Consider the following 13,113-nt stretch of genomic DNA (forward strand, 5'->3'; position numbering starts at 1 on the left):
GTCGTACTTGTGTGACCTTCACCCTAGTGGGGTTCGGTCGTACTGTGGGGAGCCGCCCGGTCGTGGCGCGAACTCCCTTGCAAGCCTGCCCCGCTATGCCTCGTCCAGCAACTCAGCGGTGACGGCCGACTCCGTATCGGGGATCCCGAGTTCCTTCGCGCGACGATCCGCCATCGACAGCAGGCGGCGGATCCGTCCCGCGACGGCGTCCTTGGTCATCGGCGGATCGGCGAGCTGGCCGAGCTCCTCGAGGGACGCCTGACGGTGCTGCACGCGCAGCGCGCCGGCGGCAGCGAGGTGGTCGGGCACGTCGGCGCCGAGGATCGCCAGCGCCCGCTCGACCCGCGCGGCGGCCGCCACGGCGGCGCGTGCGGACCGGCGCAGATTGGCGTCGTCGAAGTTGGCGAGGCGGTTCGCGGTCGCCCGCACCTCCCGGCGCATGCGGCGCTCCTCCCAGACCAGCCGGGTGTCCTGCGCGCCCATGTGGGTGAGCAGCGCGCCGATGGCCTCGCCGTCGCGGATCACCACCCGGTCGGCGCCGCGCACCTCACGCGCCTTGGCAGTGACGCCGAGCCGGCGGGCGGCGCCGACGAGCGCGAGGGCGGCCTCCGGGCCGGGGCAGCTCACCTCGAGCGCCGAGGAACGGCCCGGTTCGGTGAGCGAGCCGTGGGCGAGAAACGCCCCGCGCCACGCCGCGGCGGAGTCGGAGACGCTGCCGCCGACCACCTGTGCCGGCAGTCCGCGCACCGGTCGTCCGCGACCGTCGAGCAGACCGGTGCGGCGGGCCAGCGCCTCACCGTCCTTCCCGACACGGACGATGTACCGGGAGCTCTTGCGCAGACCACCCGCGCCGAGCACCTGAATCTCCGCGGGATAGCTGTAGAGCTCGAAGATCTCGCGGCGGAGGCGACGTGCGATCGATCCGAGGTCGACCTCGGCCTCGACGACCACTCGCCCGGCGACGATGTGCAATCCCCCGGCGAAGCGCAGGAGGGCGGACACCTCGGCCTTGCGGTTGCTGATCCTGGTGACCGACAACCTGCTCAGCTCGTCCTTGACCTCCGCTGTCATTGCCACGAGACGCTCTCCCTCCCACCCCCGCGCGTGGCACGGACTCCACCGCGCGAGGACAGACATGTTTCCAGTGCCCCCGCCAACTTGGCGGGGTCGTGTCGATGCGTACCGGTCTCGGCGACGTCGACGAACGAGACGTCCGCTCCGAATCGGGCCGCGGACCGGCTCAGGTGCTCGCGCTCGCGTCCTTCCGGTACCGAGGCAGCATCCACGACGACGTGGTCGACACGGAAATCGGGGGCGTGCTGGGCGAGAACGTGCAGGTGGCGTTCCGCGGAGAAGCCTGCGGTCTCCCCCGGTTCCGCCGCGAGGTTGAGCACGAGGACCTTGAGCGCCGTCGTGTGGACCAGCGCCTCGTGCAGGTCCGGGACGAGCACGTGCGGGATGACGCTCGAGAACCAGGATCCCGGGCCGAGCACCACGAGATCGGCCTCGCACACCGCGTCGAGCGCGGGCGGGCAGGCCGGCGGATCGGCGGGAATCAGCCGGACCCGGCGCACCTTGCCCGGGGTGGTCGCCACCGCGACCTGCCCCCGGATGCAGCGGCTCACCCGCGGGTCGGATTCGAGTCCCGACACGTCGGCCTCGATGTCGAGCGGGATCGGCGACATGGGCAGCACACGGCCGCGCACGTCGAGGACGCGGGCGAGCATGTCGAGGGCGGTGACGGTGTCGCCCGCGACCTCGGCGAGCCCGGCGAGGATCAAGTTGCCGACCGAGTGCCCGGCGAGGGCGCCCGTGCCCCCGAAGCGGTGTTGGACGGTCTCGGTCCACACCCGGACCTCGTCGTCGCGGCCGGCGAGCGCTGCGAGCGCCATGCGCAGGTCGCCGGGTGGGACGACGCCGAGTTCGGCGCGCAGCCGTCCCGAGGACCCTCCGTCATCGGCGACGGTCACCACGGCGGTGACCCGGTCGGTGAGGCGCCGGACGGCACTGAGCGTCGCGTACAGGCCGTGTCCGCCACCGAGAGCAGTGATCGCGGGGCCGGGCACCGCCCCGGAGCTCGGAGCGCTCTCGGAGTACGGCGTGCTGTCGGAGTCGGGAGTCTCGGCGGCGTTCACTCGCGCCCCAGATCCCGGTGCACCACGTTCACCGTCAGATCCGGTGCCTGCTCGAGGCGTGCAGCGAGGGCCTCGGCCATCGCCACGCTCCGGTGTTTCCCTCCGGTGCAGCCCACTGCAATCGTCATGTAGCGCTTCCCCTCCCGACGGTAACCGGCGGTCGTCAGATCGAGCAGCCGGTGATAGGTGGCGAGATAGTCCTCGGCACCGTCGCGGGAGAGTACATAGTCGCGCACCGCCGCGTCCTGCCCGGTGTGCGGCCGCAATTCGGCGATCCAGTGGGGGTTCGGCAGGAACCGCACGTCGCACACGACGTCGGAGTCCATGGGCAGGCCGTACTTGAAGCCGAACGACTCCACGGTCACCCGGATGGTGTCGGATGTGGCGTCGCCGAAGGCCGCCTCGATCTTGCGACGCAGATCGGGCCCGGACAGCGCGGACGTGTCGATGACGAGGTCGGCCGCGGCCTTCACGGGAGCGAGCTGCTCGCGTTCGACGGCGATGCCGTCGGTGAGCGTGCGATCGGCCGTGTCGGACTGCAGCGGATGACTGCGGCGTACCTGCTCGAACCGCCGGACGAGCACCGAGTCGGCCGCTTCGAGGAACAGCACCCGGGTGTTGACCGGGCGGGCCGCCAGATCGGTGACGACGCGTTCGAGGTCGCCGGTGAACAACCGGCTGCGCACGTCCATCACCACGGCGAGACGTTGCAGCGGAGGTTCGGCCTGCACCGCGAGATCGATCATCGACAGCACCAACTGGGGCGGGAGGTTCTCCGCGACGTACCACCCGAGATCCTCGAGGGCGGTCGCCGCAGTACTCAGTCCGGCTCCGGACAGTCCGGTGACGACGATGACCTCGGCCTGCGCCGGCCGTTCACCGTCGACACCCTGTTCCGAACCGTCCGCCATCCCCGGGATCCGACCCACTTCGGTCACTGTTCCGACTCCGCTCGTACTCCCGACACGCCGACGGAGCCATCATCGCCTACCGGCGTGTCGCCCGCATCCGCGGCCGTCGGGTCGCCCGCATCCGCGGCCGTCGGGTCACCCGCAGGTGCCGCAGCCGGATCGCTCGCATCCGCGACAGTCGGGGCATCGGTGTCCTGCGGCGACTCGGCCGGAGCCGGTACGTCGCCCCGCAGCGCCTCGAGGACGGCTTTCGCCGTGGCCTGCCCGATCCCGGGCACCGCGGTGATCTCCTCGACGCTCGCCTCGCGTAGCCGCGCGACCGACCCGAAGTGGGTGACGAGCGCCTTGCGTCGGGTGTCGCCGAGACCACGAACCCCGTCGAGAGCGGAGGCGGTCATGCGCTTGGACCGCTTGCTGCGGTGGTAGGTGATCGCGAAACGGTGTGCCTCGTCGCGGATACGCTGCAGCAGGTACAGCGACTCGCTGGTGCGCGGAAGGATCACCGGGTCCTCCTCCCCCGGCACCCACACCTCCTCGAGACGCTTCGCGAGCCCGACGACCGCGACATCCGTGATACCGAGTTCGTCGAGGACCTCGGCCGCGGCCGCGACCTGCGGCGCACCACCGTCGACGACGAACAGGTTCGGCGGGTAGGCGAACCTGCGCGGACGGCCCGTCGCCGGGTCCAGTGCTGCTTCGGGCGCGAGGTCCCCGCCGTCGCCACCCTCCGGAACGGATCCGTCCGAATCGGCCTGTCGGGCGAGGTCGCGGTTGTGGCGGAGGAAACGCCGGCGGGTGACCTCGGCGATCGAGGCGACGTCGTCGGAGTGCCCGTCGCCCGCGGCGTGCTTGATGGCGTAGTGCCGGTAGTCGGACTTGCGGGGCAGTCCGTCCTCGAAGACGACCAGCGATGCGACGACGTCGGTGCCCTGCACGTGGCTGATGTCGACACACTCGATACGCAGCGGCGCCGAGTCGAGGTCGAGGGCGTCCTGGATACCCTGCAACGCCGCCGATCGGGCATTGAAGTCGCCCGCGCGCCGCAGCTTGTGCTGGGCAAGTGCTTCCTTGGCGTTGCGTTCGACCGTGTCGGCCAGTGCCTTCTTGTCGCCGCGCTGCGGGATGCGCAGACGCACGGGACCGCCGCGCAGACGCCCGAGCCAGCGGCTCATCTCATCCGGGTCGGGCGGCAGGGCGGGGACGAGCACCTCGCGCGGCACGGCACTGGTGGCGTCCGCGTCGTCGGTGCCGAGCGCGGCCTCCTCGCCGTAGAACTGGGTGAGGAACTGTTCGACGAGCAGCGAGAGTTCTTCGGCGTCGTCGGTCCCCTCGGCGGCCTCGACGCCTTCGATGTCGCGGTCCTCGGGACGGTCGAGCACGTCGCCGGACTTCTCGACGACCCAGCCGCGTTGACCCCGCACGCGACCGCCGCGCACATGAAAGACCTGGACGGCCACCTCGAGGTCGTCGCCGGCGAACGCCACGAGGTCGGCGTCGGTACCGTCGCCGAGCACGACGGCCTGCTTCTCGAGTGCCTTGCGCAGTGCCCCGAGATCGTCGCGCAGGCGGGCTGCGGTCTCGAAGTCGAGTTCCTCCGCGGCGGCCTGCATCCGCTTCTCGACATCGCGGACGAGTTTGTCGGTGCGACCGGCGAGGAAGTCGCAGAAGTCCTCGACGATGCGGCGGTGTTCGTCGGCGGAGACGCGTCCGACACACGGCGCGGAGCATTTGTCGATGTAGCCGAGCAGGCACGGGCGGCCGATCTGCGCGTGCCGCTTGAAGACCCCGGCCGAGCACGTGCGCGACGGGAACACCCGCAGCAACAGGTCGAGGGTCTCGCGGATCGCCCAGGCATGCGAGTAGGGACCGAAATAGCGCACGCCCTTGCGGCGCGGCCCCCGGTAGACGAACAGACGGGGGTATTCCTCGTTCAACGTGACCGCGAGCATCGGGTACGTCTTGTCGTCGCGGTAGCGGACGTTGAACCGCGGATCGAACTCCTTGATCCAGTTGTACTCGAGTTGGAGTGCCTCGACCTCGGTGCGCACCACCGTCCACTCGACCCGGCCCGCCGTGGTCACCATCTGACGGGTGCGCGGATGCAGCGAGGCGATGTCGGCGAAGTACGAGTTCAGGCGGGACCGGAGATTCTTCGCCTTGCCGACGTAGACGACCCGGCCGTGCGGGTCGCGGAACTTGTAGACCCCCGGCTCCGTGGGAATGGAACCGGGGGCTGGGCGATATGTCGAGGGGTCGGGCACAGGTCCAGGCTAGTCGTCGCCCCTGACGGCTCCGCCGTCGTTGTTGTCGCTGACGGCTCCGCCGTCGTTGTTGTCGCTGACGGCTCCGCCGTCGTTGTTGTCGCTGACGGCTCCGCCGTCGTCGTTGTCGCTGACGGCTCCGCCGGTGTAGCGGGACTCCAGTTCGCGGAAACGCTCGAGCGCGTCCACGGCGCGTTCCCCGTCGCGCGCCTGGATGGCGACGACGGGCACGTACTCGTCGAACGGCAGTTCGAGGCGGGCCCAGGGGGCGCCCTGGTCGAAGAACAGCCCGCGCACGTCGGTCCACGGGATGTGTCGTTCGGCGACCACGTTGCGGACGGAGACGCCGTCGGCACCCGCCCGCAGCCGTGGGCGGGTGAACAGCAGGACGCCTCCGGTGAGCACGACACCGATGGCGAGGATCGCGATCTGGTCGACGACCCGCAGGTTCACGCCGGTGTCGCCGCCCCCGCGGAGCACGAGCGCCGCGAAGATGTGGATGGCCATGACGACGACTGCCGCCACGACGACCCAGCGCCGCATCTTCTCCGGGCGTACCTCGAGATCCCAGCCGGTCTCGTCGCGGGTCAACGCGCCGCCTTCCGCAGCCGCCGCAGGGTCACGGCGGTGTCGAGCGCGGCTGCGCAGGCCTGGCCGCCCTTGTCTTCCGCGGAGCCGGGCAGACCGGCGCGGTCGCGGGCCTGCTGTTCGGTGTCGGTGGTGAGAACACCGTTGCCCACGGGGGTGCCCTCGTCGAGCGCGATCCGGGTGAGGCCGTAGGTCACGGCGTCGCACACGTACTCGAAGTGCGGTGTGCCGCCGCGGATCACCACGCCGAGCGCGACGACCGCGTCGTGGGTGCGGGCGAGCTGCTGCGCGACGACGGGAAGCTCGATCGCTCCGGCGACCCGCTCGAGGGTGACGTCGGTGACACCCGCCTGCTCGGCGACACGCTGTGCGCCGGCGATGAGGGCGTCGGAGATCTCGGTGTGCCAGCTGCCGGCGACGATCGCAAGGCTCAGCCCTGCGGCGTCGGCGAGCTGCAGGTCGGGCAGGCCTTCGCCGCTCATCAGGCGTCTCCCTCGTCGAACTCGTCGAGACCGATCAGGTCGTGGCCCATGCGATCGCGCTTCGTGCGCAGGTACGAGATGTTCTCGCGGTTCGCGCGCAACGGCATCGGGACACGTTCGGTGATCTGCAGGCCGTAGCCGTCGAGACCGACGCGCTTGGCCGGGTTGTTGGTCAGCAGCCGCATCGACGAGATACCGAGGTCGACGAGGATCTGAGCGCCGATGCCGTAGTCGCGGGCGTCGGCGGGCAGGCCGAGTTGCAGGTTGGCGTCGACGGTATCGGAGCCGGAGTCCTGCAGCTGGTAAGCCTGCAGCTTGTGCATCAGGCCGATGCCGCGTCCCTCGTGGCCACGCATGTAGAGCACGACGCCGCGGCCTTCCTCGGCCACCATCTCGAGGGCGGCGTCGAGCTGCGGACCGCAGTCGCAGCGCAGCGACCCGAAGACGTCGCCGGTCAGGCATTCGGAGTGCACACGCACGAGCACGTCGGAGCCGTCGCCGTCCGGGCCGGCGATGTCGCCGCGGACGAGCGCGACGTGTTCGACGTCGTCGTAGATGCTCTGGTAGCCGACGGCCGTGAAGTCGCCGTGCCGGGTGGGGATGCGGGCCTCGGCGACGCGCACGACGTGCTTCTCGTGCTTGCGGCGCCACGCGATGAGATCCGCGATCGAGATCAGGGCGAGTTCGTGTTCGTCGGCGAAGACCCGCAGTTCGTCGGTGCGCGCCATCTCGCCTTCGTCCTTCTGCGAGACGATCTCGCAGATGACGCCGGCCGGTCGCAGGTCGGCCATGCGCGCGAGGTCGACGGCGGCCTCGGTGTGCCCGGGCCGGCGCAGGACGCCGCCCTCCTTGGCGCGCAGCGGCACCACGTGACCGGGACGCGTGAAGTCCTGGGCGGTGGAGTTCGGGTCGGCGAGCAGCCGCATGGTGGCGGCGCGGTCGGACGCGGAGATACCTGTGCCGATGCCTTCCCTCGCGTCGACGGTGACCGTGTAGGCGGTGCCGTGCTTGTCCTGGTTGACGCTGTACATAGGAGGCAGACCGAGACGGTCGCAGTCCTCGCCGTCCAGGGGCACGCACAGGTACCCGGACGTGTAGCGGACCATGAACGCCACGAGTTCCGGCGTTGCCTTCTCCGCGGCGAAGATGAGGTCGCCCTCGTTTTCACGGTCTTCGTCGTCGACCACGACGACCGCCTTACCGGCGGCGATGTCGGCGACCGCGCGCTCGATGGTGTCGAACCTCGTCACTTCCCTGGACTCCAACTCTCGTATCCGGACGACTCGTGCTCCGCGTCCACTGTCGATCTCCACAGTACGACGCGTCAGCGCGCGTTCTGCAGGCGCTCCACGTACTTGGCGATCACGTCGACCTCGAGGTTGACGAGGGTGCCCGGCTCGGCGGTGCCGAGCGTCGTCAGCGACAGGGTGGTCGGAATGAGCGAGATCTCGAACCACTCCTGTCCGCGTTCCCCTCCGAGACCCGAGACCGTCAACGAGACACCGTCGACGGTGATCGATCCCTTTTCGACGACGTAGCGGGAGATTTCGGCCGGGAGCGAGATGCGCACCACAGTCCAGTTCTCCGAGGGTGTGCGGGAGACGACGGCTCCGGTGGCGTCGACGTGGCCCTGCACGAGGTGGCCGCCGAGGCGACTGTTCAGCGCGGCGGCGCGTTCGAGGTTGACGGAGCTGCCGAGCGTGAGCTGTCCGAGCGACGACCGGTTCAGCGTCTCCTGCATTACATCGGCGGTGAAGGACCCGCCGTCGAGGACGTCGACGACCGTCAGGCACACCCCGTTGACCGCGATCGAATCGCCGTGCTCGGCGTCGGAGGTGACCAGCGGTCCGCGCACGGTGAAGCGTGCCGAGTCGGCGAGGTCCTCCTTCGCGACGATCTCACCGAGTTCCTCGACTATGCCGGTGAACATGTTCCGCTCCTTAGCTCCCGATCCGCGACCGGGTCCGATTCGGTTGTCCCGGTCCGGGACGAGTGTCGGTTGTCCCGGTCCGGGACGAGTGTCAGTTGTCCCGGTCCGGGACGAGTGTCAACAGAATGTCCGAGCCGACGGTCTCGACCCGTTCCCGGCGGAACCGTAGCGCGTCGGAGATCGTGCCCACCCCGGCGTCCTCGACGGCGGCCTCGCCGGCTCCGAGCACGACGGGCGCCAGGTATGCCTGGATGCGGTCGACGCAGCCCGCTGCGAGGAAGGCGCCCGCGAGCCGAGGGCCGCCTTCGAGCAGTACGTCGGGTCGGTCGCCGAGCGCGTCGAGCACCTCCCCGATGTCGTGGGTGCGCAACACCAGCGTCGGCGCCGCGTCATCGAGAACTCTTGCGGAGGTGGGGATCTCACGCATACCGATAACGACCCTCAGCGGCTGGTGCGGCGCGAGTTCGCCGTCGGGCAGACGGGCGGTCAACCACGGGTCGTCGGTGAGGACGGTGCCGGTTCCGACGATGATGGCGTCGAGCCGGCTGCGCTGGTCGTGCACGCGCGCACGCGACTCGGGACCGGAGATCCACTTGCTCGTGCCGTCGGCGGCCGCGCTGCGACCGTCCATCGACGCGGCGTACTTCCACGTCACGTGCGGCCGGCCGGTGTGTTGCCGGTGCAGCCATGCCCGCAGCGGGCCGCGGGCGACGGTCTCGGCACCGAGACCCGGATGCACCGTGATGCCCGCGGCGCGGAGGGTGTCGGCGCCGCCCCCGGCGACGGGATTCGGATCGGCGACGGAGTAGTACACCGTCGCGATCCCCGCCTCGATGAGGGCCTGCGCGCACGGGCCGGTGCGGCCGGTGTGGTTGCACGGTTCGAGGGTGACGACGGCGGTTCCGCCGCGCGCGCGTTCGCCCGCGGCCTCGAGTGCCCGGACCTCCGCGTGTGGACCGCCGGGTGGTGCGGTGGCCCCGACACCTGCCACCGCGCCGTCCGCGTCGAGGATCACCGCTCCGACAGGCGGGTTGGGGCTGGTCGTGCCCCGCACGGCCTCCGAGGCGTCGAGCGCGAACTGGAGGGCTTCGGCGATCTCGGGTGCGGTCACGGCGCGAGCGTCAGGTGCGGGGACGCAGCCCCGGCCTGCGCCCGCAGTTTGCGGACCGCCTCACCGGGATCGGCGGCGCCGTAGACGGCAGACCCGGCGACGAAGCAGTCCACACCGGCTTCCGCGGCGGCCTCGATGGTGTCGGTGTTGATGCCACCGTCGATCTCGACGAGCAGACGCAGTTCACCCGAGTCGACCAGGCGACGCACCTGACGGGCCTTGTCGAGGACGTCCGGGATGAAGGACTGACCACCGAAGCCCGGCTCGACACTCATCACGAGCAGCGTGTCGAACTCCTTCAGGATCCCGAGATAGGGCTCGATGGGGGTGCCGGGCTTGACGGACAGCCCGGCCTTGCCGCCGGCCGCGCGGATGTCGCGGGCCACGGCGACCGGGTCGTCGGTCGCCTCCGCGTGGAAGGTGACGTTGTGGGCACCGGCTTCGGCGTAGGGCGGAGCCCATCGACCGGGGTTCTCGATCATCAGGTGACAGTCGAGCGGGATGTCGGTCGCCTTCAGCAGCGACTCGACGACCGGGAGACCGAGCGTCAGGTTCGGAACGAAATGGGCGTCCATGACGTCGACGTGGAGCCAGTCGGCACCGGCGACGGCCTGCGCCTCGTCGGCGAGACGAGCGAAATCCGCGGACAGGATGGACGGAGCGATCATCGGGTGGGCCACAACCGACGAGTCTAGTCGGCGCCCTCCACCGGGTCGGACCTGCGTCGCACCCGCCGCACGCAGCCGAACCCGGCCGGGAATCTCCGATCTCGGGCGCATTGGTGCCACCAAGTGGCCGCAATACCCGAAAGGCTGGCAGTCACCTACGAACTACGAACTCGAGGATCATCGTGACCGATCTCCATCACCGCGAATCCCTCCCTCCCCGTCCGGACGGATCGAACACCGTCGACACCTTCCTGATCTCCGACGGAGCAACCGAACTCGTCGACTTCCTCGTCGCCGTCTTCGAGGCCGAGGAGGTGCCCGAAGCGCGCACCCTCGACCACGACGGGCTCCTCCTCCACTCGGAGGTGCGGGTCGGCGACTCCGTGCTCGTGGTCGCCGACCGGAAACCGGACTGGCCCTTCACCCCCGCCTTCGTACGGGTCCACGTGCACGACGTCGATGCCGTCCTCGAACGCGCCACGCAGTACGGCGCGGCGATCGTCACACGGCCTACGGACTTCTTCGGCGATGTCCTCGCCCGGTTCTCGGATCCGTCCGGCAATCTCTGGTGGATCCAGCGGCACGATCCCGGCGCCGACACATCCGCGTGGACGGACGATGCGGCAGCGGACGAGTCGGCGGACTGGTCGCACATCGCGAGTCCGGAACTCGGGTACATCCACTCGACACTCACCGAAGCCGTTCGTACCCTGCGGGATCCACGGTCTCGCGCAGTGTGACCGGCGGTCGCCGGACCGGCGCCGCGGGTCGTCAGACCAGGCGGGCGAGGGCGTCGAAACGATCGATGTCCTCGCGGTGGCAGACGTGGCTTCCGGCGGTGAGCAGTGCCGCGGTGCCGCAGGCGATCCCGAGAGCAAGCGCGTCCCGCAACGATCGTTCCTGCAGCAGTCCGACGACGAGTCCGGCGACCATGCTGTCGCCGGCTCCGACGGCGCTGCGCACCTTGGCCGCCAGGGCCGGCACCCGCACGGCCTCGTCGGCGGTCACCATGATCGCCCCGTCTGCGCCGAGCGAGACGACCACGATCTCCGTGACACCGGAGGTGACGAGTTCGCGCGCGGCCGCGATCTGCTCGTCGTCGGTGGCCAGCTCCCGCCCGGTCCACTCGCACAACTCGTCCAGGCTCGGTTTGACGAGGTAGACACCCGAATCGATGCTGGTCAGCGCATCGCCCGACGAGTCGAGGACGAACCGCGCGCCGGCCTCGTGCGCCGCCGCCGCGATGCGTCGGACGAAGGTGCCGGGTACACCGGGCGGGAAGCTGCCGCTCGCCACCACGTACTTCGCGCCTTCGGCGACCTTCTCGAGTGTCGCGAGGCAGCGTTCCTGCTCCTCGTCCGTCAGCTCGGGACCGGGTGTGACGAAACGGTATTCCTGACCGCTGCGACGGTCGATCGCCGTGAAGCACTCTCGGGTGGACCCGGTGATCGGGACGATGTGTTCCTCGACGTCGTCGTCGTCGAGCAGACCGCTCATCTGTTCACCTCGCGCACCACCGGCCGGATAGACGGCGGCGGCCGAGGCACCGAGCACGCGCGCGACCTTCGCGACGTTCACTCCTCCCCCGCCGGCGTCGTAGAACGGTTCGTCGCAGCGGAGCTTGCGGGTGGGCACCACCGCGTCGGTGAAGGTCGTGACGTCGAGTGCCGGGTTCATGGTCAGGGTGACGATCTCGGGCATGACCGGAACCCTATTCGGCCCCGGCCGGCCGCGCGCGGAACTGCATCACGCCGCCGCCCGGTGCTTGCGCTTCTTCGCCCGGCCCTTGCTGCGACTCGCCACGGCGGAGCCGAGCATCAGCAGACGCATGGACCGCGCGGCGGCGTCGACGAGCAGGTCGTGACCGTTGGCGACGGCGTCCTCGAGGCGCATCGGGACGGGGATGATCGACGCGATCGCGCCGATTCCGACGTCGTGGACGTCGCGCGCCCCCTCGCCGAGCGACCCGGCGATGGCGAGCACCGGCACCCCGGCGCGCTGGGCGCGGCGGGCGACCTCCGCGGGCACCTTGCCGCGCGGGGTCTGGACGTCGATGCTGCCCTCGGCGGTGATGATCAGATCGGCGCGCGCGATCAGGGAGTCGAGATCGATACCGGACAGGCCGCTGTCGAGCAGCACGTCGAACCGGGAGGCGATCCGGGCGCCGATGCCCGCGGCCAGACCGGCACCGAGGCCGCCTGAGGCGCCGGTGCCCGCCCCGAACCGCACATCCAGCCCGTGTGCCCGCCCGTCCCGTTCGAGCACCTTCGCCCAGCGCTCCAGAGCGGTGGACAGCTCCTCGACCTGCGCGGGTGTCGCGCCCTTCTGCGGGCCGAAGACCCGAGCGACACCGGTCGGCCCACACAGGACGTTGTGGACGTTGCAGGCCAGGACGATCTCGGTGTCGGCGAGCGCCGGGTGCAGATCGTCGAGATCGAGACGCGCGGCGCGCGCGAGGTGCCGTCCCCCGTAGGGCAGTTCGTGGCTGTCGGCGTCGAGGATCCGGGCGCCGAGTGCTCGCAGTGCCCCGGCTCCGCCGTCGCTGGTGCCCGAGTCGCCGCAGCCGATGACGATGCGGCGGATGCCGTCGTCGAGTGCCGCGGCAACGAGTTCACCGACCCCGCGGGTGGTGGTGGCACCGGGATCACGGCGATCGGTGGGCACGAGACGAAGGCCGGCGGCCGAGGCCATCTCGACGACCGCCGTCCCGCGGGTGACACCACCGAGACGCGCCCAGCTCGCCCGCACCGGCTCGCCGACGGGACCGGTCACGGTGACCGGGACGAGCGTGCCGCCGGTCGCCTCGGCAAGGATCTCGGCGGTGCCCTCCCCGCCGTCCGGAACAGGCACGAGGTCGACGGCGGCGCACGGCAGAGCCCGGCGGACTCCCGCACCGATCGCAGCGGCGACGCTGCGCGCATCGAGACTCTCCTTGAAACCGCTGGGTGCGACGAGCACGCGATGAGGAACCTTCAAAGCCATGACGACTCCGATCGTGAAACGGGACAGACCGTGGAACGGGACAAC

Annotated in this window: 12 protein-coding genes and 1 pseudogene; 1 reads left to right on the forward strand and 12 read right to left on the reverse strand. The window is 70.4% G+C overall.

What is annotated here, in order from left to right; translation table 11 throughout:
- Positions 1 to 93: 93 nt before the first annotated feature.
- The 10 genes and pseudogenes from whiA to rpe all read right to left on the reverse strand — a co-directional run bounded on the left by whiA (position 94) and on the right by rpe (position 10,098).
- The gene (gene whiA, locus NVV99_RS02055) at positions 94 to 1,077 is read right to left on the reverse strand and encodes a DNA-binding protein WhiA (protein WP_006551475.1); all 984 of its coding nucleotides are present in this window, start codon (positions 1,075 to 1,077) and stop codon (positions 94 to 96) included.
- A complete protein-coding gene (yvcK, locus tag NVV99_RS02060; RefSeq protein WP_197481841.1) occupies positions 1,068 to 2,066 on the reverse strand; it encodes a uridine diphosphate-N-acetylglucosamine-binding protein YvcK in 999 nt (332 codons plus the stop codon). Before yvcK ends, whiA begins: the two co-directional genes overlap by 10 nt.
- Before the next feature lie 65 nt (positions 2,067 to 2,131).
- Positions 2,132 to 3,046, reverse strand: coding sequence for an RNase adapter RapZ (gene rapZ, locus NVV99_RS02065; RefSeq protein WP_006551473.1), 915 nt, complete (start codon positions 3,044 to 3,046; stop codon positions 2,132 to 2,134).
- 230 nt (positions 3,047 to 3,276) lie between these two features.
- A pseudogene (gene uvrC / locus NVV99_RS02070) lies at positions 3,277 to 5,307 on the reverse strand (excinuclease ABC subunit UvrC); the annotation flags it as partial.
- A gap of 9 nt (positions 5,308 to 5,316) precedes the next feature.
- Entirely contained in the window at positions 5,317 to 5,898 is a 582-nt protein-coding gene (locus tag NVV99_RS02075) for a PH domain-containing protein (protein WP_313906240.1), read from the reverse strand.
- Positions 5,895 to 6,377 (reverse strand): 6,7-dimethyl-8-ribityllumazine synthase, encoded by a 483-nt coding sequence (gene ribH / locus NVV99_RS02080; protein WP_006551470.1) that lies wholly within the window; start codon positions 6,375 to 6,377, stop codon positions 5,895 to 5,897. Before ribH ends, NVV99_RS02075 begins: the two co-directional genes overlap by 4 nt.
- A complete protein-coding gene (locus NVV99_RS02085; RefSeq protein ID WP_006551469.1) occupies positions 6,377 to 7,627 on the reverse strand; it encodes a bifunctional 3,4-dihydroxy-2-butanone-4-phosphate synthase/GTP cyclohydrolase II in 1,251 nt (416 codons plus the stop codon). Before NVV99_RS02085 ends, ribH begins: the two co-directional genes overlap by 1 nt.
- A gap of 74 nt (positions 7,628 to 7,701) precedes the next feature.
- Positions 7,702 to 8,307: a riboflavin synthase gene (locus NVV99_RS02090; RefSeq protein ID WP_024100797.1), complete on the reverse strand. Its 606-nt coding sequence runs from the start codon at positions 8,305 to 8,307 to the stop codon at positions 7,702 to 7,704.
- Between the two features lie 91 nt (positions 8,308 to 8,398).
- Positions 8,399 to 9,418, reverse strand: coding sequence for a bifunctional diaminohydroxyphosphoribosylaminopyrimidine deaminase/5-amino-6-(5-phosphoribosylamino)uracil reductase RibD (ribD, locus tag NVV99_RS02095; protein ID WP_024100796.1), 1,020 nt, complete (start codon positions 9,416 to 9,418; stop codon positions 8,399 to 8,401).
- Positions 9,415 to 10,098, reverse strand: a complete 684-nt coding sequence (gene rpe / locus NVV99_RS02100) for a ribulose-phosphate 3-epimerase (RefSeq protein ID WP_006551466.1) — start codon at positions 10,096 to 10,098, stop codon at positions 9,415 to 9,417. Before rpe ends, ribD begins: the two co-directional genes overlap by 4 nt.
- 170 nt (positions 10,099 to 10,268) lie before the next feature.
- On the opposite strand from rpe, the gene NVV99_RS02105 reads away from it, so the two are divergent.
- On the forward strand, positions 10,269 to 10,826 hold the full coding sequence (locus NVV99_RS02105) for a glyoxalase/bleomycin resistance/extradiol dioxygenase family protein (RefSeq protein ID WP_024100795.1): 558 nt from the start codon (positions 10,269 to 10,271) through the stop codon (positions 10,824 to 10,826).
- Between the two features lie 31 nt (positions 10,827 to 10,857).
- Here the strand turns inward: NVV99_RS02105 and NVV99_RS02110 are convergent, their stop codons facing one another.
- Complete coding sequence (locus NVV99_RS02110; protein ID WP_006551464.1) at positions 10,858 to 11,787, reverse strand: 1-phosphofructokinase family hexose kinase; 930 nt, start codon at positions 11,785 to 11,787, stop codon at positions 10,858 to 10,860.
- A 45-nt stretch (positions 11,788 to 11,832) separates the two neighbouring features.
- Positions 11,833 to 13,068 carry a glycerate kinase gene (locus NVV99_RS02115; RefSeq protein ID WP_024100794.1) on the reverse strand — a complete coding sequence of 412 codons (1,236 nt, stop codon included), beginning with the start codon at positions 13,066 to 13,068 and terminating at the stop codon, positions 11,833 to 11,835.
- Between the last annotated feature and the right edge of the window lie 45 nt (positions 13,069 to 13,113).

It is taken from the genome of Rhodococcus sp. PAE-6 (assembly GCF_025290685.1).
GTDB classification, from domain to species: Bacteria; Actinomycetota; Actinomycetes; order Mycobacteriales; family Mycobacteriaceae; genus Rhodococcus; species Rhodococcus pyridinivorans.